General features: G+C 74.4%; 19 protein-coding genes and 1 tRNA gene. 13 read left to right on the top strand and 7 right to left on the bottom strand.

All coding sequences use genetic code 11. The features are described from left to right. Nucleotides 1–11 precede the first annotated feature (11 nt). Entirely contained in the window at nt 12–1226 is a 1215-nt protein-coding gene (locus tag ACWDRR_RS19050) for an MFS transporter (RefSeq protein ID WP_449773350.1), read from the top strand. Between the two features lie 48 nt (nt 1227–1274). Here ACWDRR_RS19050 and ACWDRR_RS19045 read toward each other — a convergent pair whose 3' ends face one another. Beyond that, a complete protein-coding gene (locus tag ACWDRR_RS19045) occupies nt 1275–1847 on the bottom strand; it encodes a hypothetical protein (protein WP_449773349.1) in 573 nt (190 codons plus the stop codon). A 274-nt stretch (nt 1848–2121) separates the two neighbouring features. On the opposite strand from ACWDRR_RS19045, the gene ACWDRR_RS19040 reads away from it, so the two are divergent. From ACWDRR_RS19040 to ACWDRR_RS19020, 5 genes are all read left to right on the top strand, one after another. Beyond that, complete coding sequence (locus ACWDRR_RS19040) at nt 2122–2556, top strand: SgcJ/EcaC family oxidoreductase (RefSeq protein WP_449773348.1); 435 nt, start codon at nt 2122–2124, stop codon at nt 2554–2556. A 221-nt stretch (nt 2557–2777) separates the two neighbouring features. Then, nucleotides 2778–3734 (top strand): GNAT family N-acetyltransferase, encoded by a 957-nt coding sequence (locus ACWDRR_RS19035; RefSeq protein ID WP_449773347.1) that lies wholly within the window; start codon nt 2778–2780, stop codon nt 3732–3734. Between the two features lie 112 nt (nt 3735–3846). Then, on the top strand, nt 3847–4599 hold the full coding sequence (locus ACWDRR_RS19030) for an SDR family NAD(P)-dependent oxidoreductase (RefSeq protein WP_449773346.1): 753 nt from the start codon (nt 3847–3849) through the stop codon (nt 4597–4599). A 221-nt stretch (nt 4600–4820) separates the two neighbouring features. Beyond that, nucleotides 4821–5453, top strand: coding sequence for a hypothetical protein (locus tag ACWDRR_RS19025; RefSeq protein WP_449773345.1), 633 nt, complete (start codon nt 4821–4823; stop codon nt 5451–5453). A 50-nt stretch (nt 5454–5503) separates the two neighbouring features. Next, the gene (locus ACWDRR_RS19020; protein ID WP_449773344.1) at nt 5504–6088 is read left to right on the top strand and encodes an RICIN domain-containing protein; all 585 of its coding nucleotides are present in this window, start codon (nt 5504–5506) and stop codon (nt 6086–6088) included. 101 nt (nt 6089–6189) lie between these two features. Here ACWDRR_RS19020 and ACWDRR_RS19015 read toward each other — a convergent pair whose 3' ends face one another. The 3 genes from ACWDRR_RS19015 to ACWDRR_RS19005 all read right to left on the bottom strand — a co-directional run bounded on the left by ACWDRR_RS19015 (nt 6190) and on the right by ACWDRR_RS19005 (nt 10121). Beyond that, a complete protein-coding gene (locus tag ACWDRR_RS19015; RefSeq protein WP_449773343.1) occupies nt 6190–7851 on the bottom strand; it encodes an FAD-dependent oxidoreductase in 1662 nt (553 codons plus the stop codon). Between the two features lie 137 nt (nt 7852–7988). Next, nucleotides 7989–8906: an AurF N-oxygenase family protein gene (locus ACWDRR_RS19010; protein WP_449773342.1), complete on the bottom strand. Its 918-nt coding sequence runs from the start codon at nt 8904–8906 to the stop codon at nt 7989–7991. Nucleotides 8907–9047: 141 nt separating this feature from the next. Further along, complete coding sequence (locus tag ACWDRR_RS19005; protein ID WP_449773341.1) at nt 9048–10121, bottom strand: alpha/beta hydrolase; 1074 nt, start codon at nt 10119–10121, stop codon at nt 9048–9050. Between the two features lie 614 nt (nt 10122–10735). Between ACWDRR_RS19005 and ACWDRR_RS19000 the strand changes: the two genes are divergently transcribed. The 5 genes from ACWDRR_RS19000 (at nt 10736) to ACWDRR_RS18980 (ending at nt 15892) form a co-directional block, all read left to right on the top strand. Further along, nucleotides 10736–13165, top strand: a complete 2430-nt coding sequence (locus ACWDRR_RS19000) for a SpoIIE family protein phosphatase (RefSeq protein WP_449773340.1) — start codon at nt 10736–10738, stop codon at nt 13163–13165. 249 nt (nt 13166–13414) lie between these two features. Next, complete coding sequence (locus tag ACWDRR_RS18995; protein WP_449773339.1) at nt 13415–13687, top strand: RidA family protein; 273 nt, start codon at nt 13415–13417, stop codon at nt 13685–13687. Nucleotides 13688–13766: 79 nt separating this feature from the next. Next, nucleotides 13767–14174 carry a DUF3052 domain-containing protein gene (locus ACWDRR_RS18990; protein ID WP_449773338.1) on the top strand — a complete coding sequence of 136 codons (408 nt, stop codon included), beginning with the start codon at nt 13767–13769 and terminating at the stop codon, nt 14172–14174. 192 nt (nt 14175–14366) lie between these two features. Continuing rightward, a complete protein-coding gene (locus ACWDRR_RS18985; RefSeq protein WP_449773337.1) occupies nt 14367–14840 on the top strand; it encodes a carboxymuconolactone decarboxylase family protein in 474 nt (157 codons plus the stop codon). A 128-nt stretch (nt 14841–14968) separates the two neighbouring features. Further along, nucleotides 14969–15892 carry an RNA polymerase sigma-70 factor gene (locus tag ACWDRR_RS18980; protein ID WP_449773336.1) on the top strand — a complete coding sequence of 308 codons (924 nt, stop codon included), beginning with the start codon at nt 14969–14971 and terminating at the stop codon, nt 15890–15892. A gap of 130 nt (nt 15893–16022) precedes the next feature. Here the strand turns inward: ACWDRR_RS18980 and ACWDRR_RS18975 are convergent, their stop codons facing one another. Continuing rightward, a complete protein-coding gene (locus tag ACWDRR_RS18975; RefSeq protein ID WP_449773335.1) occupies nt 16023–17051 on the bottom strand; it encodes an Lrp/AsnC family transcriptional regulator in 1029 nt (342 codons plus the stop codon). A gap of 151 nt (nt 17052–17202) precedes the next feature. Here ACWDRR_RS18975 and ACWDRR_RS18970 point away from each other — a divergent pair, with 151 nt between their 5' ends. Then, complete coding sequence (locus tag ACWDRR_RS18970; RefSeq protein ID WP_449773334.1) at nt 17203–18390, top strand: M20 metallopeptidase family protein; 1188 nt, start codon at nt 17203–17205, stop codon at nt 18388–18390. A gap of 32 nt (nt 18391–18422) precedes the next feature. Further along, nucleotides 18423–18749, top strand: coding sequence for a nuclear transport factor 2 family protein (locus ACWDRR_RS18965; protein WP_449773333.1), 327 nt, complete (start codon nt 18423–18425; stop codon nt 18747–18749). 132 nt (nt 18750–18881) lie between these two features. Here ACWDRR_RS18965 and ACWDRR_RS18960 read toward each other — a convergent pair. Both ACWDRR_RS18960 and ACWDRR_RS18955 read right to left on the bottom strand, forming a co-directional pair. Then, nucleotides 18882–18965 (bottom strand) — tRNA-Leu (locus ACWDRR_RS18960). Between the two features lie 71 nt (nt 18966–19036). Next, the gene (locus ACWDRR_RS18955) at nt 19037–20365 is read right to left on the bottom strand and encodes a hypothetical protein (protein ID WP_449773332.1); all 1329 of its coding nucleotides are present in this window, start codon (nt 20363–20365) and stop codon (nt 19037–19039) included. Nucleotides 20366–20860 lie beyond the last annotated feature (495 nt).

Genomic DNA, 20860 nt, shown 5'->3' with positions numbered 1-20860 from the left:
AGCTGCTCCGCATGGACCACGAACAGGACGACCGGCGGCGGTGGTGGGTGCTCGCCGTCGGGATGTTCGCGATGACCTCCGGCTGCGCGTTCCAGTTCGGGCTGCCCTACCTGATCCCGGCGCTGCGCGACGAGGGGCTCTCGCTGAGCCGGGCCGGGCTGCTCGCCGCCTGCCCGACCATCGGGCTGGTGCTGACGCTCGCGGCGTGGGGTGCGGCGGCCGACCGGTGGGGCGAGCGCTGGGTGCTGGCCTCCGGGCTGGGGCTGGGCGGGCTGGTGCTGCTGGCGGCGACCGCGGTGCACGGGCCGCTCGCGCTCGGCGGCTGCTTCCTGCTGGCGGGCGCGGCCGGGGCGTCGGCGCACGCGTCGAGCGGGCGGCTGATCCTGGGGTGGTTCCCGGCCGGGGAGCGCGGGCTGGCGATGGGGCTGCGGCAGACCTCGCTGCCCCTGGGCGTCGCGCTGGCGGCGCTGCTGCTGCCGCCGCTGGCCGCGCACGGGCGGGCCACCGCGCTGGCGGTGCTGGGCGCGCTCAGCGTGGCGGCGGCGCTCCTGGTGGCGGTGGCCGTGCGGGACCCGGCGCGCGCGGCGGGCGGTCCCGGTGCGCGGGCCGCGAACCCCTACCGGACGGCGGTACTGTGGCGGCTGCACGGCGCGGCGACGCTGCTGGTGGTGCCGCAGTTCACGGTGTCGGTGTTCGCCCTGGTCTTCCTGGTGGACGAGCGCGGCTGGTCGCCCTCGACGGCGGGCCCGCTGCTGGCCTGCGTCCAGGTGGCCGGGGCGGGCGCCCGGCTGGCGGCCGGGCGCTGGTCGGACGTGGTCGGCAGCCGGGTGCGCCCGCTCCGGCAGCTCGCGCTGACGGCCTCGGGCGTGCTGGCCGCGCTCGCGGTGGGCGCCTTCACGGGGTCGGCGCCGGCGGTGGCGGCGCTGATGGCGGCGGGCGTGGTGACGGTCTCCACCAACGGGCTGTCGTTCACGGCCGTCGCCGAGTACGCGGGCGGCGCCTGGGCGGGCCGGGCGCTGGGCGCGCACACCACCGTGCAGAACGCGGTCGCGGCGTGCGTGGGCCCGACGATGGGCGCGCTGATCGGCTCGGCGGGGTACGGCTGGGCGTACGCGCTGGTGGTGGGCTTTCCGCTGGCGGCGGCGGCGCTGGTCCCGCGGCTGCACGAGAAGTCGGCCGAACCGACGTCTCGTGCGCACCCGGCGCCGGCCGGGTCCTCCGGCTGAGCGCGGCCCGGGCGCCCGGCGACGGCCCCGGAGGCCCGGCCCGCTCCGTCAGCCGGCTGCCACGACCCCCGCCGGACGGGGGCCGGCGGAGGTGCGACGGCGGCGGTGGTAGTGCACCGTCAGCACCGCGAGCAGCGGACCCCAGGCGGCCAGCGGCAGGTAGGAGGCCCAGAACAGCACCGTCTGCCAGCCGTGCGTGACGATCTCGGCCGCCTCCCCGTCGAGCTTCCGCCCGAAGGCGAACATGACCAGCGCGTAGGGGAAGACCATCAGCACCGTCGCACCGAGCCCGGCCGGGACGACGGCGACGAGGGGCGGCACCCGGCGGCCGGCCAGGCCCGGGACCCACCGCGGCCACACCTGCCCCCACTCGGCGACCAGCCCGACCGCGAGGAACGCCAGCGCCTCGCTGACCACGCTCAACGCGATGACGTACCACCAGCCGAGGGAGAACGCCGTCGGCGCCTGGGCGGCCGCGTCGTGCTCCAGCAGCGGAACGTCGAAGATCATGGCCGCGATCCGCCAGACGCAGGAGGGCAGCGTCGTCAGCGTGGTGGCGCAGGCGGCGAGCACCGCCCAGCGGGGCACCCCCGCCGCCGTCCGGCCGTGCAAAGTCCTCATCGTCGTACGGGTGTTCACATGTCCTCCCCGGCAGAAGGCCCGGTCGACGGGCCGTGCGACTGCGTCCGCTCCCAAGGTCGCAGCGCCACCGCCGCAGCCGCGTCCTCCGGCGGACGGGACCGGCTCACCCGCGCGGGGGAACCGGCCCTGCACCGTGCGGAGGACGGCCGCCCGCGCCGGGGTTGACCTCAACCCCGGTTGAAGTTGTCGGATGGGGACCGGCGGCGAACACCGGCGCCACCGGAGGGGATCCGGCACGGAGAGGGGCACGGCCATGGCGAACGAGGCACTCGTGGTGGGGGACGTCCCGGCGACGACGCGGACGGCGGTGACCGGGGTCGTCAAGGCGCTGGAGCAGGCGTTCAACGACAAGGACGCCGTCGCGCTCGGCGAGCAGTTCGCCCGGCACGCGTCCTGGACGAACGCGAGGGGCACCCGGCTGGACGGCCGCGCGGCGATCACCGGGTTCAGCGCCCCCGCGATGGAGGGCTTCCTGCGCGACTCCTTCGCCCGCTACGAGGTCGTCAAGCTGCTGGCGATCGCGCCCGAGGTGATCGCGGTGAACGTGGTGCAGACACCCACCGATCGTGACGGCAACGCCGTCGACGGCGCCCGTGGCGCAACGCTCTACGTGATCGCCCGGCAGGTGGACGGGTGGAAGATCGTGGCCGGTCAGAACAACGCGGTCGATGCCCCGTCCGTAGGGTGACGACCGGCCCCGGGGCAGCGGGCCGCCTCCGATCATCGATCGTGCCGGAGGCGGCCCCGGCTCGCCGGCTCACCGGTTCGCCGTTGCGTCGTTTCGCCTTTCGCCTTTCGCCTTTCGCCGAACCGGACTCGCCGGGCCGGTCGGGCCGGTCGGGCCGGTCGGACCGGCGGGCCCTGCCGACCCGGTCGACAGACCGGCCACCGATGGCGCAGAGTCGCGTCATGCCCCGACCTCCACTGCCGTCCCTCCCGGCCCGCTACCGGAGCCGGGCCGCCACCCCGGCCGACGCACCGGCGATCCACCGGCTGGTCGCCGCCTGCGAGCGCGAGCTGCTCGGCGACGCCGGGAACCGGGCCGAGAACGCGGAGGACGGCGTGGCCGCCGACCTCGCACTGCCCGGCCTGGACCCGGCACACGACACGCTGCTGGTGCAGGACGCGGCGGGGGCGGTGGTCGGCCGGGCCTGGGTGCACGGCGGGCGGCGGAGCAAGGTCGACGTCCACCCCGCCCACCGGGGCGAGGGATTGGGCGCCGCCCTGCTGGACTGGGCCGAGGCCCGGGCCCGGCAACTCGGCAGCGAACGGCTCTCCCAGACCCTCCTGGACGGCGACCGGGCGGCCGTCGAGCTGCTGCGGACCCGTGGGTACGGGGCGTTCGTCACCCAGTGGCTGCTGGAGATCCCGCTGCCCGCCGACCCGGTGGTGCCCGCTCCGCCGGCGGGGATCACCGTCCGGCCGTTCCGGCCCGGCGACGAGCGGGCGGCGTACGTGCTCACCGAGGACGCGTTCGACGAGTGGCAGGTGCGGCGCAAGCCCTACCAGGAGTGGGCGCGGCACACCGTCGAGCGGGCCGCCTTCGCCCCGGCGCTCTCGCCCCTGGCCTTCGCCGACGGGCAGTTGGTCGGCGCGGTGCTGTCGCTGGACGTCCCGGGGACGGGCGAGGGCTACATCGAGCGGGTCGCGGTCCGGCGGGACCACCGCAACCGGGGGATCGCCCGCGTGCTGCTCCTGGAGGCGTTCCGCGCCTTCCACCGGCACGGCCGGCGGGCGTGCACGCTGTGGACGCACTCGGAGACCGGCGCGCTCTCGCTCTACGAGCGGGTGGGGATGACGATCCGGCTCAGCTCGACGGTCTACGGCAAGCCGCTCCACCCCGACGGCGGGAGCACGCCGGTCTGACACGACGCCACCTCCCCGGGCGGAGGGGCGCCGGCCGGCCCCGACGGAAAGTTACCAGCAGGTAGGATCCGGTCCGGAGCTGTCGGAATCGCAGGACCAGGGGGCGCAGACGATGGAGCAGCGGCGGACCGCGGTGGTATCGGGCGGCGGAACGGGGATCGGCCGGGCCGTCGCGGCCGAACTCGCCGGACGCGGCTACCGGGTGGCGATCCTCGGTCGGCGCGCCGAGGTGCTGGCCGGGGCGGCGGCGGAGATCGGGGCCGGGGTGGTGCCGATCTCGGTCGACCTCACGGTGGCCGCCGAGGTCACCGAGGCGGCCGCCGCCATCGCGGCACTCGGCCCGGTGGACGTGCTCGTCAACAACGCCGGAGCGGTGATCACCCCGCCCGCGGACGCCTCCCTGGAGGCCCTGGCCGAGGCCTGGCGGCGCGACCTGGACACCAATCTGCTGACCGCCGTACTGCTCACCACCGCCCTCGCCGACCAACTGCGCCGCCCGGGCGGCCGGTTGATCCTGATCAGCTCCGCCGCCGCCCAGCGCGGCGGCGCCGGCCCGCACTCGGCCGGCTCCTACGCCGCCGCCAAGGCCGCCCTGCACGGCTGGGGCTTCGGCCTCGCCCGACAGTTCGGCCCGGAGGGCATCACCGTCAACGTCCTCGCCCCCGGCTACGTCGAGTCCACCGAGATCTTCGGCAGCGACTGGACTCCGGAGTTCCACGCCGACAAGATCTCCGCCACCCTGGTCGGCCGGGCCGGCACCCCGGGGGACGTGGCGGCCGCCGTCGCCTATCTGGCGTCCCCGGAGGCCGGCTACGTCACCGGCCAGGTCATCGGCGTCAACGGCGGTGCGGTCCTCGGGCGCTGAGGCGGCACGACACCAGTCGGCCCGGCATCGGATCAACCGTCATCTTCCGCGCACACCAGGCTTGTTGACGGGCGCCCCGGAGACGGTTCGGACCGGATCCACCCCCAGAAGGTTGGGATACCGAGCACCCCGCCCCGGAGGCGAGGATGCCCGTACCGGGAGCCGTGACATGGACGAGACACGGCTCCCGCCGCATCCCATCCGACCGGAGGAGCACCCTCATGGCTTCGCGCAACCGACGCGCCGCCCTCACCTCAGGCTTCGCCGCACTGTTCGCGGTGACCGGCCTCGGACTCGGCGCCGTACCCGCCCAGGCCGACCCGCCCCCGAACCCCGTCTGCAATCCCGACCGGGACTACCTCTGGCAGGACGTCGTCACGGCCCGGGTCGAACCGACCGTCACCGACTTCCTCGCGGTCGCCATCGCCCCCGGGACCACCGGCCAGTACACCAAGACGCTGTCCGAGGTCGACTCCGTGAGCACCACGGTCAACAACAGCGTGGAGGTGACCGCCGACTTCAAGGCGCTGTTCGTCAAGGTCAGCGCCAAGGTCGGCTTCTCGGTGTCCAACACCAAGTCGAGCACCCGGACGACGACCGTCACCGACACGGTGAACTTCAACAGCCCCGGCTACTACGGCCTCTACCGCGGCACCCGGAAGGTGACCGGCGAGTGGGTCCAGTACATCTGCGCGCGCTCCGGCCCGGGCACCGGGTACTGGATCAGGACCGACCCCGGCACCCCCGGCACCTTCGTCACCTTCGACGTTCCCGAGCAGGGCACCGTCTCCTGCGCCTGGCCCGAGCCGAGCGGCACTCTGCGGGCCGCCGCCCGACTGCGGCTGTTCTGCTGATCGGACCTGTCGTCGCATCTCAAGCCCTCAGCTGTGAAAGCGAGTTCACGATGACCGCTCTGCACCGACCCCGCTCCGGGACGCGCCGCCGGCTGGCCGCACTCGGCACCGCTGCCGCCGCCGTCGCCCTGTTGTTCACCGCCGCCCCGGCCGCCGTGGCGGCCCCGGCCTCGATCACCACCACCTGGGGCGACTTCACCTGCGACGCGGGCCTCTACCGCATCAAGCCCTCCTCCGACCTCGCGCTGACCGTCGCGCTGTCGTCCGGGAACCACGGCTCGGTCATCCAGTACACCTGGACCGGCGAGTCCAACCAGAAGTGGATCTACTGCCACCGCCCCGAGCCCGACGGCCGCGAGACGGTGGCCTTCCAGGACAGCTGGCGGCACTGGTGCCTCACCGTCGACCGCAACGGCCTGGGCTCGGGAGTCTGGATCATCACCACCGGCTGCTTCAGCGACCACATCCCCGAGGAGCAGCTGTTCGTGAAGTCCAACGTGCCCGGCACCAACCTGTTCGCCCTTCAGGGGCAGCGCTCGAAGAAGTGGGTCGCGGCCTCCGGCACCTACGGCCAGAACGGCAACCAGATCACCCAGGGCGACCAGCCGGAGCTCTACTCGCTGCTGCCCGCCTGACCGAGGGACGGCGGCCGCCGGCGTCCCGGCGGCCGCACCGGGGGCGCTCCCGTTCGCGACCGGCCGGGTTCCGGTGGCCGGCCGGCCGCGGACGGGGGCGGTCAGCGGCGGCCGGCGGCCAGCAGGGCGGGGAGGGTGGCGAGCTTGACCCGGGGGCGGCCGGCCGCCTCGCCGAGGGCGCGTTCGGCCCGGTCGATGGCCCGCAGCTGCCTCAGCCCCAGGGCGTCCGGCCGCCGGCTGCGGACCAGTCGGGCCAACTCCCGTCGGGTACCCGCCGGTTCGGACAGTGCGCCGCCGGCGGCGTCGTCCAGCAGGGCGTCCACGGTCTCCTGGGCGCAGGCCCGGTTGGCACCGATCCCGCCGGACGGGCCGCGCTTGGCCCAGCCCACGACGTACGTCCCGGGCAGCGGCCGGCCGGACTCCGGATCGATCACGCGGCCGCCCCGGTGCGGAACGGCCGCGGCGGCGGCATCGAACGGCAGACCGGGGACGGGCACCCCCCGGTAGCCGATGGACCGCACCACCAGGCCCGCACGCAGGGTGTCCTGCTCGCCGGTGGGCTCGGCGCGCAGGCCCTCGGGCCCGTCCACGAGCGCCGTCCGGGCGAGCCGGACGCCCTCGACGCGGCTCGCGCCCAGCAGTTCGGTGGGCGCGGCGAAGAAGCGCAGCACGATCCGCCGGCCGGGGCGCGGCGCCTCGCCGCCGTCGACGCCCACCAGCGGCAGCCCGGCGAGCAGCGCGGCCTTGGAGCCGGGCGGCGCGGCGGCGATCGCGGCGCGGACCTCGGGGTGGTCCTCGACGACGAGGTCGACGCCGGGCAGGTGCTGGAGGGCCAGGAACTCGGGCCGCGTCCAGGCCGCCTGCTCGGGCCCCCGGCGGGCGAGCAGCACCACCTCGCGCACCCGGCTGTCCCGCAGCGCGGCGAGGGCGTGGTCGGCGATGTCGGTCGCGGCGAGCCGGTCCGGGTCCAGCAGCAGGATCCGGGCGACGTCCACGGCGACGTTGCCGTTGCCGACGACCACGACCCGCTCCGAGGAGAGGTCGACGGCCTCGGCGGGGACGGTCGGGTCGGCGTTGTACCAGCCGACGAAGGTGGTGGCGGCCAGGCTGCCGGGGAGGTCCTCGCCGGGGAGGCCGAGCCGGCGGTCGGTGGCGGCGCCGACCGCGTAGACGACGGCGTGGTGGTGGGCGGCCAGTTCGGCGTGGGTGAGGTCCCTGCCGATCTCGACGTTGAGGTGGACCCGCAGGCGGGGGTGGTGGAACACGCTCGCGAAGCTCTCGGCGATCCGCTTGGTGGACTGGTGGTCGGGGGCGACGCCGTGCCGCAGCAGACCGCCGGCGACCGGCAGCCGGTCGATCATGGTGATCTCCGCGCCGGTGGTGCGCAGCAGCGACTGGGCGGTGTAGCCCGCGGAGGGACCGGTGCCGACGATGGCTATGCGCAGCGTGCCGAGCCCGTTCGGCAGGCTGCGGGGGAACGTCGGCGCTCCCCAGCTGTGGTCGGCGGGGTGGTCCCGGTAGTAGTCGCGGTTGAGCTGCCCGAAGACGGTGTCGGGGCCGGCGAGCCGGTCAACGGGGAAGACCGCGTCGACCGGGCAGGCGTCCGCGCAGGCGCCGCAGTCGATGCAGGCGACCGGGTCGATGTAGAGCATGTCGGTGCGGCCGAACTCCGGCTCGTCCGGGGTGGGGTGGATGCAGTTGACCGGGCAGACGGACACGCACGAGGCGTCGTTGCAGCAGGTCTGGGTGATCGCGTAGGCCATGGCCGGGTGAGGTCCTCGCTGCGTGGGGGGCGGTCGGGTCGCACCGGGCCGGGGCGGGCGCCGAGCCGGCTCGGGTCGGGTCGGATCGGGTCGGATCGGTCGAGGGGACGTCGGCTCGGCGCAGATGTCGGCTCGGGTCAGATCATGTCGATGCGGCGGTAGACCGCCGCCGCGGAGCGGTTGAGCAGACCGGTCTCGGCGAGGAAGGCCATCAGGTGGGCGGAGCTGGTGCGCATCATCGCCTTGCGGTGCTGGTTGGCGCGCACCTCCGCCAGCGCCCGCTCGGTGTCGAGGCCGGCGGCCCGGTACACGCCCCGGTGGACCATGCTGCTGACGATGACGAAGGCGGCCATCGCGATGCCCGTCCCGGCGGCCCGGCGACGGACGCGACCCGCGCCCCGCAGCCGCTCGCGGATCTCCTGGCGGGCGAACTTCATGTGCCGCGATTCCTCGACGACATGGATCCGGGACGTCCCGCGCACGATGTCCAGGACGTTCTCGCCGCGCATCCAGTCGCGCTGCATGACGTCGAGCACCTCCTCGGCCACCAGGATTCCGCCGTAGGCGAGTTCGCCCTTGGCGGTGGCCTTGTAGAGGCGGCCCGCCTGGGCGATCGCCGCGGCCGGCCGGTACTGCGGGACGCCCATCTTCTCGCAGGCGCGCGCGAACATGATCGAGTGCCGGCACTCGTCGGCGATCTCGGTGAGGGCGAAGCGGAACTCGGCGCTGGCCGGGTTCTTCAGGTACTGGTCGCGCAGCACCATCTGCTGCAGGATCATCTCGAACCAGATGCCGGTGGTCATGATCGAGCAGACCTCGTGCCGGGTGAGGGTGACCCGCTGCTCCTCGGTCATCTCGTCCCACAGCCGGGTGCCGTAGAGGGTGCTCCACTCCGGGTTGAGCCCGTAGCCGTCCGCCGGGAGCGGCGCGTCCCAGTCGATCTCGGTCGCCGGGTCGTAGGAGAGGGTCGCGGCCGAGTCGAGCAGCCGCTTCGAGACGTCGTCGTCGGCCGAGGTGTGGCCGTGGATTCCTGCCGCCGTGCCGGGGTGAGCCATCGCTGCCTCCAGGTGCGTGCCCTGCGCGGGGTTCCCGCCCGCCCCGCTTATTAGACGGAGAGTACAATAAGAGGCCGGGCGCGAGAAGCCCTCGCGCACCGGCCCCGGCCGGCCGACGCGCCCCGGCGCCGGCCCGGCCCGTTACGCGTGCGGGCTGAGCGCCAGCCGCAGCGCCCCGGCGGCCTCCGCCGTGGCCTCACGGAACCGCCGGCCGACCCCCAGGTAGTTGATGTAGCCGTGGATCAGGTCGGGCTGGCGGCTGAGCGCGACCACCACCCCGGCCTCCCTCAGCCGCTCCGCGTACGCCTCGCCCTCGTCGCGCAGCGGGTCGAAGCCCGCGGTGGCGATGTAGGCGGGCGGCAGACCGGACAGGTCGGGGGTGAGCAGCGGGGAGAGCCGGGGGTCGGACCGGTCCACGCCCTCGGGTGCGTAGTGGTCGGCGAACCAGTCCATGTGCGCGCTGGTGAGGAGGAACCCCTCGGCGAACAGCTCCCGGGAGCGCCGGCGCCGGGTGGCGTCGGTGGCCGGGTAGAAGAGCAGCTGGAACGCGGGCGTGGGACCGCCGCGCCGCACCGCCAGCTGGGCGGTGACGGCGGCCAGGTTCCCGCCCGCGCTGTCGCCGCCGACCGCGATCCGGTCCGGATCCACGCCGAGGTCGGCCGCCTCGGCGTGGGCGTGGTCGAAGGCGGCCAGCGCGTCGTCCACGGCGGCCGGGAAGACGTGCTCGGGCGCCAGCCGGTACTCGACCGAGAGGACCCGGACACCCGCCTGCCGGGCGAGGAAACGCGCGGTGTTGTCGTGGCTGGTCCGGGTGCCCAGCACCCAACCCCCGCCGTGGAAGAAGACCAGCAGCCCGGACGGACCGGCCAGGCCGTCCGGCGTGTACAGGGTGGCCGGCAGCTCGCCGTACTCGACCGGGATCCGGATCTCCCGGGTGGCCACCGGCTCGATCACCGGGCCGCCCACCAGGTGGCGGCCGTGGTCCAGCCCCGCCCGGGACGGCGCGACCCCGCCGGGCCTGACCAGGTGGTTCCCGGACATCCGCTGCAGGCTCAGCAGCAACTGGGCGTCGAGGGCGAGCCGCTGGCCGTCCCGCCGGACGGGCGCGCCCGCGATCAGCCGGCGCAGCGGCCCCGGCAGCGCGTAGGCCGCCCGGACGGCGGCGGCCTGGGCACGGAGCTGAACGGGGACCGGAGCCCGGGTCGGGATCGTCATGGTTCCTCCTGCTCGGTCGAGCGACTCGGGAGCGAAGCGGCTCAGCGTAGTGTTACCCGCCGGTTCGGCCCACCGGGCCTTCCCGGACGCCGGGTCGGGGCCGCCGACGGCCCGTGCGGCGACGGGTGGAACGGCCGGGCGCGCCTCGGTCCGCCGGCCCCGCCGCTCCCCCGCACGTCAGTACGGCCCCGGGCGTCGGCCGGCCGTGACTGGCGGCCACGGCCACCGGAGGGATGATGGAGAGGTCCCGGGCCGCGCAGCAGGGGGCACGGACCGGCGTGCTCGCGGCCGGAGGAGAGGAGCGGACCGGATGACTACGGTGGACGTCCTCGCCTCGGCCACCGGTCGGCAGGCGGATCCGACGGGCCCGCCCGGCACCGGCGTGCTCCCCGCGGACACCGGCACCGACCCTGGTCCTGTTCCTGCTGCCTGCCGCTCCCGCGTCGGTCCACGAACCCGGCTGCGCCCCGGCTCGACGGGCGGCACCCGAAGGGGACGGGACCGCCCGTCACCCGGTCGGCGGCACGCGGCGGCAGCCGGGCGGACGGACGACTGACGACCGACGGACGGACCGAAGACGGACGAGACGGCACGACACATCCGAGGTGCGCACCATGGACAGCCGACGACCCCCCTTCGTCGACAGCGCGGCCGGTGCCCTGCTGGACGCGGACGGCAGGATCGTCCGCTGGACCAGGGAGGCCGAGCAGCTGTTCGCCCTGCCCGCCCGTGAGGTCTGCGGCCGTCCGGTCCGCGAGCTGCTGGCGGACCCGGCCGTCTGGGCCGCCCTGCTGGCCGAGCGCAGGGCGGAGCGCGCGGCGGAGCGGTCCTCGGAGACCTGGTCCGGCACGGCGCTGGTGCGCTCCGGCACGGGCGAGGAGCTGGAGATCGTCTTCCAGGTGCTCCCGCTGGAGGCGGTCGACGCCGGCGAGCCGTCCGGAGCGGCCCGGTACTTCGTGCTCGCCGCCCCCGCCGAACTGGTCGACCAGTGGCGGCAGGACCAGGCGTTCACCCGCGAGCTGTTCCTGCAGGACCGGGTGGGGCTCGCCGTGTTCGACGACCAGCTGCGGCTGGTCAGGACCAACACCCACCTGCTCCCCTACACCGGCCTCCCGCCGGACCTGACCGGTCGGCGCCTCGGGGACTTCCTGCAGGTCGAGGACGCGGAGGCGGTCGAACAGCACCTGCGCGAGGTACTGCGGACGGGCCGGCCGCTGGTGCTCTCGGGGGAGCTGGTGCGGACCGTCGAGGCTCCGCGCGGGGGCGCGGCGATGGCGATCTCGGCCTTCCGGCTGCAGGCCACCGACGGGCAGGTGATCGGCGTGACGGCGCTGTTCACCGACGTCACGGAACTCCACCGCTCCGGCGAGCGCCTGGCCGTGCTCCACCGTGCCACCGCGGCCGTCGGCGGATCGCTCTCCGTCACCGGCACCGCCGAGGAACTCGCCGCCGTCCTGGCGCCCGGGCTGGCCGACCTGGCCGTGGTCGAGGTCGCCGAGGCGGTGTTCACCGGCGAGGAGCCGGCACCCGGCCGGGACGGACGCCTGCTGCTCCGCCGGACCGCCGTGACGGGGGCCACCGACCTGCTCGCGACCGCGGCGGCGGATGCGGCGGCGGACCCGGACACGACGGCGGTGGCGTTCGACGCCGAGGGCTCACCGGCCGCCGACTCCACCGCCACCGACCCGACCGGGACCGCCCCGACCGCCCCGACCGCCCCGACCGCCCCGACCGCCACCACGATGACCGCGCCGCTGCGTGCCCGGGGCAGCCTGCTCGGCCGCGTGACCGTCCACCGCGCCGCCCACCGGCTCGCCTACGAACCGGCCGACCTGGACCTGCTGCACGAGATCGCCGCCCGCGCCGCCCTCGCCCTGGACAACGCCCGCCGCTACACCCGCGAGCACCGCGCCGCCGTCAGCCTCCAGCGCAGCCTGCTGCCGCCCGCGCAGACCGAGACCGCCGCCGTGACCACCGCCAGCGTCTACCTGCCCACCGACACCGCCAGCGGCGTCGGCGGCGACTGGTTCGACGTGATCCCGCTCTCCTCGGCCCGCGTCGCGCTGGTCGCCGGGGACGTGGTCGGCCACGGGCTGGAGGCCAGCGCCACCATGGGCCGGCTGCGCACCGCCGTCCGCACCCTCGCCGACCTCGATCTGGAGCCCGACGAGCTGCTCGTCCACCTCGACGACCTGGTCTGCCAGTTGCTCGTCGAGGCCGGGAAGCCAGGGGACGACGGCGACTGGCCCGTCGGCCACCGGACCGGCCCGTTCGGCGCCACCTGCGTCTACGCCGTCTACGACCCGGTCTCGCGGCGGTGCGCGATGGCCTCCGCCGGGCACCCGCCGCCGGCCGTCGCCGCCCCGGACGGCGGCGTCGAGTACGTCCCGGTACGCCCGGGCCCGCCGCTGGGCGTGAGTGGTCTGCCCTTCGAGGTGGCGGAGGTCGAGCTGGCGCCCGGCAGCGTGCTCGCGCTCTACACCGACGGGCTGATCCTGGGGTACGGGGGCGATCTGGACGAGGGGCTGGCCGAGTTGCGCCGCCGGATGGCCCGCCCCGGCGCCGCCGCCACGCCACTGCGGGAGCTCGGCCGGGAGATCGTCGAAGGCCACCCGGCGCACCGCCTGGCCGACGACGTCACCCTGCTGCTCGCCCGCACCCGGGCGGTACCGCCCGACGCCACCGCCACCTTCTCGCTGGAGGCCGACCCGGCCGCCGTCGCCAAGGTCCGGGAGAAGGCCACGGCGCAGTTGCGTGCCTGGGGGCTGGAGGAGCTGGTCTTCACCACCGAACTCGTGCTGAGCGAGCTGGTCACCAACGCCATCCGCTACGCCGGCGGCCCGGTCGAGGTCCGGCTGATCCGCGCGGAGCGGCTGACGTGCGAGGTCTCCGACCCCAGCGCCACCCAGCCGCGGATGCGCCGGGCCCGCCTCACCGACGAGGGCGGCCGCGGCCTGTACCTGGTCGCCCAGCTCACCGACCGCTGGGGCAGCCGCTACACCCGCAACGGCAAGACCATCTGGGCCGAACAGGACCTGCCGTAGGGCCGGCCCGTCGGCGGACGGCCGTCGATCGGTGCGGGGCGGCGCCACCCGGCGGACCGTCAACCCGCCTACGGGACAGGCCGCCGGACGGCCTGTGCGCAGGCCGTCGGCCGCTCGTGCGCGACCCTCGGCCGAGTGGTCCCCCTGAACGAGAACGGCACCACCGGACGAGACCCGCCGGCGGGCGGTCCCACTCCCCTCCGCACCTGTGCCCCGACCGACCCCGCCACACCGAAGGAAGCACCGCAGATGAGCGACACCCGCACCCTCACCACCCCCGCCGGGCTGTACGACCCCACCCCGTTCGGCTACAGCCACACCGCCTCGGCCACCGGGGAGACGGTGTTCACCGCCGGACAGTACGCCTCCGACGACACCGGCCAGGTCGTGCCCGGCGACTTCGCCGCACAGGTCGAGCGGTCCCTGGACAACCTGCGCGATCGCCGTCCGGCCGGCCGCCTCCCGCCGACACCCGCCGACCGCTCCCGTCCGCCGCCCTCCCGGGCGACTCCCCATGCCTGACCTGCACCCGGACACCCTGGGTGTCTGATTGGCTACAGGAGGGCGGCGACCGGCGCGGCCCGTGGCACCGGAGGCACTGATGAGCACAGAAGAACGGACCAACCCCGCGGCCCGGCTGGGCTTCCAACCCGGACAGGTCGTCCAGGAGATCGGCTACGACGACGATGTCGACCTCGAACTCCGCGAGGCGATCGAGGAGATCACCGGCCAGGACCTGGTGGACGAGGAGTACGACGACGTCGCCGACGTGGTCCTGCTCTGGTTCCGCGACGACGACGGCGACCTGACCGACCTCCTGGTCGACGCCATCGGGCTGCTGGAGGACGGCGGCGACATCTGGCTCCTCGTCCCCAAGACCGGACGGGACGGATACATCGAGCCCAGCGATGTGTCCGAGGCGGCGCAGACCGCCGGCCTCTCCCAGATGAAGTCCATCAGCGTCGCCCGGGACTGGTCCGGCGTCCGCCTGGTCGCCCCCAAGCGGTAGTCCCCGGGCGCACGACCCGGGCTCACGACCTGAGCGCACGACCCGGGCCGGTCGCCCGGTCGCCGTCTCCCGGTCGCCGACTCGCGCGAGCCGACGACCGGGAGACGCAGGTCACACTCCCCTCCGTGTCACAGGGCGGCGGGCCACCCCGTCCCAGGGGTGCAGGCACCGACGACGACGGAGGAGCACACCATGGACGCACGACTCGACCTCTTCGCCGACCCGACCGCGGGCAAGGCCCTCAAGCGGCTCGTGTCGGCGGGCAGGGTGATCAAGGACTCGCCGCTGCCCGCCGCGACGCAGGAGCTGGTGGCACTGCGGGTGAGCCAGATCAACGGCTGCGCGGTCTGCATCGACATGCACGGCAAGGAGGCGGCGGCCGCCGGCGAGACCCCGGTGCGGCTCCACCTGGTGGCCGCCTGGCGGGAGGCCACGGTCTTCACCGGGGCCGAACGTGCCGCACTGGAACTGGCGGAGCAGGGGACGCGGGTCGCCGACGCGGCCGGCGGGGTCGGCGACGAGGTGTGGGCGCGGGCCGCCGAGCACTACGACGGCGAGCAGCTCGCCGCCCTGACGGTGCTGATCTCGTTCATGAACATGGTGAACCGGCTCAACGTCATCACCCGCCAGCCGGCCGGCGGTTACGAGGTCGGGCAGTTCCACTGAACGGCACCGGCACCGGTCACGGGGCTCGGGGGCGTTGCCCCGCCCCGCGGTACTCCGGATGATCTCCGGAAGCGCCCGCGCCGGCGAGAACGGCCCGGGTGGAAGGCTTGGACGGAAGGGGAGTCGGCGTGAGCAAGGTCGAGGAGTTCGAGGAGCTGCGGCCACTGCTGTTCTCGATCGCCTACCGCATCCTGGGCAGCGTGAGCGAGGCCGAGGACGCGGTGCAGGAGACGTGGCTGCGCTTCGACCGCTCGGCGACCCGGCCCACGTCGACCAAGGCCTTCCTGTCGGCCGCGGTGACGCGGCTCTCGATCGACGTGCTGCGCTCCGCCCGGGTCCGGCGGGAGGCGTACGTGGGCCCGTGGCTCCCCGAGCCGCTGCTGGACGATCCGTACCAGGACCCGGCGCGGGCGGCGGAGCTCGCCGACTCGGTGTCGATGGCGGCGCTGCTGCTGCTGGAACGGCTCAGCCCGCTGGAGCGGGCGGTCTTCGTGCTGCGGGAGGTCTTCGGCTACGGGTTCGACGAGGTCGCCGCGACGGTGGAGCGGTCGGAGGCGGCCTGCCGGCAGCTGCTGGTCCGGGCCCGACGGCACATGGCGGCCGGGCGGCCGCGGTTCGAAGCCGTCCGCACGGAGCGGGAGGAGCTGTCGGCGCGCTTCTTCGACGCCCTGCGCGAGGGCGACGTCGCCGGCCTGCAGGAACTGCTCGCCGCCGACGTGTCGATGGTCGGCGACGGCGGCGGCAAGGCCCCGCAGTTGGCCAGGGCCGTCATGGGCGCCGGGAACGTGGCCCGGGTGCTGGCCGCCGCCTTCCCCAGGCTGGCCCGCGTCGACGTCACCTTCGAGCCGCGCGAGGTCAACGGCCAACCGGGCGCACTCTTCCGCGACCGGGACGGCAGGGTGCTCCAGGCCCTGACACTCGACGTGCTCGACGGGCGGATCCAGGCGATCCGCCTGGTGCTCAACCCCGACAAGCTCGCGCACATGGGCCCGGTGGCGGACGCCTGGGCGGTCCACCGCGCCGTGCAGCGGACGCGCCGGCCCGCGGAGTAGGCGCCACGGCCGGCCGCGCCCGGCGCGCCACCGGCCCGCGGCGCCACCGGCCCGCGCGGCGAGGGGCCGGTCGGCCCGACGGGAGGTCGCGCCGACCGGCCGCGGCCGCACTCGGCCGCCCGAGCGGCCGTCAAGGGACCGGGTCCCGCCAGATGTCCATCGGAACGGCGCGGACGGCGCGTCCGTCCGCGTCCAGGACCCGGCCCATCCGCTTCGCGGTGCGCAGCGACACGCGGCGCTCGGCCACCCGGAGGTCGGGGAACCTGCGGACCAGTGCGGCTTCGAGCCGCTGGCCGTCGGCGAGGGAGCGCAGCCAGACGGAGAGGGCGAGGTTGTGCGTGCCGGTGACGGACACGCACAACCGGGCTTCGGGGAGTCTGGCCAGCTGGGGGCCGACCTCGTCGAGCCGGTCCGGGGGCAGGACGGCCTGGTAGGACGCCATCACCGGCCGTCCGGCGTCGCGGGCGGCGATCTCGCAGCGGAAGCGGATCGTGTCGGACGCCGCCATCCGGTCGAGGCGGCGGCGCACCGTGGACGGGCTGAGCCCGGTGGCGGCGGCCAGCTCGGCCTGGTCGAGGCGGCCGTCGATGCCCAGCCTGATGAGCAACTCCCGGTCCTCCTCCCGCACTTCGGTGGAGAACCCGGTGCCCGCCGGATGGTCGTGGCGCAGTTCGAGCCGCTGGGCCTGGTCCAGCGAGTCCAGCCGCCAGCGGATCCCCTCGGCGTAGAAGCCGGTCGCCAGGCGGACGCGGACGGAGGTGACCCCGGGCAGCAGACCGAGGCGCTCGGTGCTGTACCGGGAGACCATCGCCAGGTCGGTGAAGGCCGCGGTGAGGACGAGGTCGCAGCCCTGGGAGACGTGTTCGATGCTCAGCACGTGCGGCTCCTCGGCCAGGTCGTCGGCGATCCGCCAGAGCCGGTCGGGAGCGCAGTCGAGGTCGAGGTAGGCGACGCACCCGCGGTCCGCCGGGGACGGCAGGCTGTACGCGGTCACCCAGGCGATCCCGGCCTCCGAGAGCCGTTGCCAGCGGCGGGCGGCGGTGACCGGGCTGATCCCGAGGGTCTGGCCGAGCAGCGACCAGGGCGCTCGGGGCCGCAGCTGCATCGCGTTCACCAGGGCGAGGTCCAGCTCGTCCACCCGCACGTCGGGGCCGGTCACCGGCGACCACCGGTGGATTCGTTCATCAGATGCCCCCTCGGAGACGTGATCCTACGAAATCGCTCGGAACTCCCGCCGAGAGATTCAGAATCACCGAACAAGATCGCACCGCACAAGTTCCCGCCGCCCGCGGGTTCGATGGGAGGTACCCGTGTCCCTGCACGACGACGCCCTCGCCCTGGCCCCGGACCTGATCCGGCTGCGCCACGACCTTCACCGGGTCCCCGAGTTGGGCCTCCACCTCCCGCGCACCCAGGAGCGGGTGCTGGAGGCGCTCGACGGACTGCCGCTGGAGGTGAGCCAGGGCTCCGCGCTGAGTTCGGTCACCGCGGTGCTGCGCGGCGGCCGACCGGGGCCGGTGGTGCTGCTGCGCGGCGACATGGACGGTCTGCCGGTCGTCGAGAAGGCCCCGCTGCCGTTCGCCGCCGGCAACGGCGCCATGCACGCCTGCGGACACGATCTGCACACCACCATGCTGGCGGGCGCCGCACACCTGCTGGCCGCACGGCGGGAGCAGCTCCACGGCGACGTGGTCTTCATGTTCCAACCCGGCGAGGAGGGTTGGGACGGCGCCGGCGCCATGCTGGCCGAGGGCGTGCTGGACGCGGCGGGCCGACGCCCGGTCGCCGCCTACGCGCTGCACGTGGCGTCGAGCATGCCGCACGGCGAGTTCAGCTCCCGGCGCGGGCCGATCCTCGCCGCCTCCGCCGCGCTGGACGTCACCGTCCACGGTGCGGGCGGCCACGGCTCGGCACCGCACCGGGCCAAGGACCCGATCCCGGCGGCCTGCGAGATGGTCACCGCCCTGCAGACCATGGTGACCCGCCGCTTCGACGTGTTCGATCCGGTGGTGATCACCGTCGGGCTCCTCGAGGCCGGCACCCAGCGCAACATCATCCCCGAGACGGCCCGGTTCGAGGCGACCGTGCGCACCTTCTCCGCCGAGGCGCAGGCCAAGGTCGCCGACACCGTGGTGGAGCTGATCGGGGCCATCGCGACCGCCCACGGACTGCGCGCGGAGGTCGAGTTCCTCCCCGGGTACCCGGTGACCGTGACCGACGGGGCCGAGACCGACTTCCTGGCGGACACCGTCCGGGAGGTCTTCGGCGAGGAGCGCTACCGGTCGATGGCGAACCCGATGACCGGGGCGGAGGACTTCTCCCGGGTGCTCGACGCCGTTCCGGGCTCCTTCGTGTGGCTCGGCGCCGCCCCGAAGGGGGCGGCCGACCCGGAGAACCTGCCGCTCAACCACTCGCCCTACGCGGAGTTCGACGACGCGGTGCTCGCCGACGGCGCCGCGCTCTACGCCGAACTCGCCACCCGCCGTCTCACGGCCTGAACCCGTACCCCGAGGAAGGAACGATCAAGCACATGACCGAACCGCGCGATGTGGTCGAGCTGCAGCTCGCCGCCTACAACAGCCACGACATCGACGCCTTCGTCGCCACCTACGCCGAGGACGTCGTGGTCAACCGGCGCACCGGCAGCCCGCTGCAGGGCCGTCAGGCGCTGCGTGACACGTACACCGGACAGTTCGCCGAAGGCCGCTGCCGGGCGGAGATCGTGGGGCGGCTCAGCGAAGGCGACTGGGTGGTCGACCACGAACTCGCCCACGGTCTGGCCGACGAGCCGGTCCGCGTCCTGGTGGCCTACCGGGTGCGCGAAGGCCTCATCGACCGCGTCGACTTCCTCGGCTGACCCGCCCGGGGCGCCGCCGGACCCGTCCCCGTTCGCCCGGGGCCGGGCCGGCGGCGCCCGGAACGACGAGAAGGCCGGTCGGCCCGACGTGGTGTCGGGCCGACCGGCCTCAAGTGGTCCGAAGACCGAGTGTGCGCGAGGGGGGAGTTGAACCCCCACGCCCTTTCGGGCACTGGAACCTGAATCCAGCGCGTCTGCCTATTCCGCCACCCGCGCATCTGGGTGATGAGGTAAATCGTAGCCCATCCGCGCGGGTGCTCCGAACCAGTCCGGCAGGACGGCCGAGGTCAGCGGGCGACCTGCCCGACGATCCAGTCGATCAGCGTGCCGGAGACGTGGCTGTGCTCGGTGTTGTCGTCGTCGAAGGCGACCTCGTCCAGGTGGCCGCGGTCGAGGTCGGCGTCGGTGATGGAGAGGTTCACGTTGACGTTCCACCGCACCGGGTCGAAGTCCAGCGCCGCCGCACTGACCGACGGCACGAAGGCGCCGCTGCGGTACTCCTCGGTGATCTTCGCCTTCAGCGCGTCCGCGACCTTGCCGAAGGAGTCCAGGGTGCCGCCCGGCGCCCCGTCCAGTGCCGGGACCTCGGTGGTGGAGCTGCGGCGCACCTCCAGGCCGATGTGCATGCCGCCGATCTTCTGCTGCTCGCCCTTCTCCGGCTGGAAGCGCGCCGTGGCGCTGGCGATCAGGGCCTGCCAGTCGAAGGCGACCTCGCCGGCTGGCAGCGGGCGGCCGACACCGTCGCGCCGGCCGTTGGAGACGCCGAGCTTGCGCGGGATCGCCGGGAAGTCGCCGAAGCGCGCGAGGTCCGCCAGGAACTCCTTGCGCAGCGGGCTGGAGGTGGCCACCGGCCCCGAGTACTTGGAGTTCTCCACCCAGGCCCAGAGCAGCTGCTGCGCGGCGGGGCTGCGGATCAGGTCGGCCTGCTTGGCCCCGTCGGGGCCGGCGGGGGTGAAGTCCTCGAAGAAGTAGGCCATCTGCTGGAGCACGAGCGGGATCCACGCGCCGTTGTGGGGCGAGTCGTAGGAGAGGTACGTCTCCGTCTGGTGGTCCATCTTCATGGTCTCCAGCTTGGCGAGCGCGAAGCGGGTGACGATCCCGCCCATGCTCACCCCGCCGACGGTCAGGCGCTCCTCGCCCACCCGCTCCTCGATCGCCCTGAAGATCGCGGCGATCGCGACCTCGGCGTTGGCCTGGATGTGGGTGTGCCGCTCCTCGAAGCCGACCAGCACGATGTCGAAGCCCTGGCCGAGCAACTGGTCGAAGAGGCCCGGCTTGTCGCCGTAGGGCGCGTTGAAGTAGGCGAACAGCCCGGGGAGGTCGCTCGGGCCGTAGTTGAAGCCGTCCGCGAAGAGGAAGGGCCGCCGCAGGCCGAACTTCGGGTTGGCGTAGTAGACGGCCGCCTTGCCCGTCGCGATCTGCCCGTTGTACTCGGCGCCGGTCAGCTCCCAGACCACATCGGCCTGCCGCCCGCCGCCACCCGCGCGCTCCAGCGCGGAGGTGAACCACACATCGGGCGCCAGCGAGGCGACGAGTTCCGCCTTCTCCGCCGAACTGGGCTCCGCCTGGCCCTCCTTGAGGGTCAGCGCTACGTCGATCCGGGGTTCCTGTGCCATGACTTCCGCCTCGGTCTAGTCGAACAGGGATCAGGTGCGCACAGTCGGTGACCGTAACGGTTCGGTTACGTACCGCACCAGCGAAACACGCAGAGTGATCGAAACTGTCCGGCCGGGATCGGCGGATGAGCAGATGCGGCGGGCCGGTCGGTCAGTCGAACCGGTCGGGCCGGCCGGGCCGGGAAGTCCTCGTCCGGGGCGGCGCCGCCCGGCGCAGTCGCCGAGTCGCCCCACAACGGTTTCCCTCCAACGTGGGGTTTGGCTCAACTCACCGGCCTGTGCGTACCGATGACCCATGCGGCGCGAGTCCCGGGCGGGGTGGCGGCGCTGAGGGCTGCCACCCCGTTCGCCGCCATCCGGCCTCGGGGGCCGCGCAGGTCACTTGCCGGACGCGGCTTCGAGGGTGGCGCGCCAGAGCGGGCTGTCGACGTAGTGGTTGTCGTACTGCTCGGAGGAGTCCTTGATCTCCTGCGGGCTCGCCTCGCCGCGCATCAC

It is taken from the genome of Kitasatospora sp. NPDC003701 (assembly GCF_053587085.1).
Note: the sequence above shows the minus strand (reverse complement) of the source record. Positions and strands in the feature narration are given on the sequence as shown.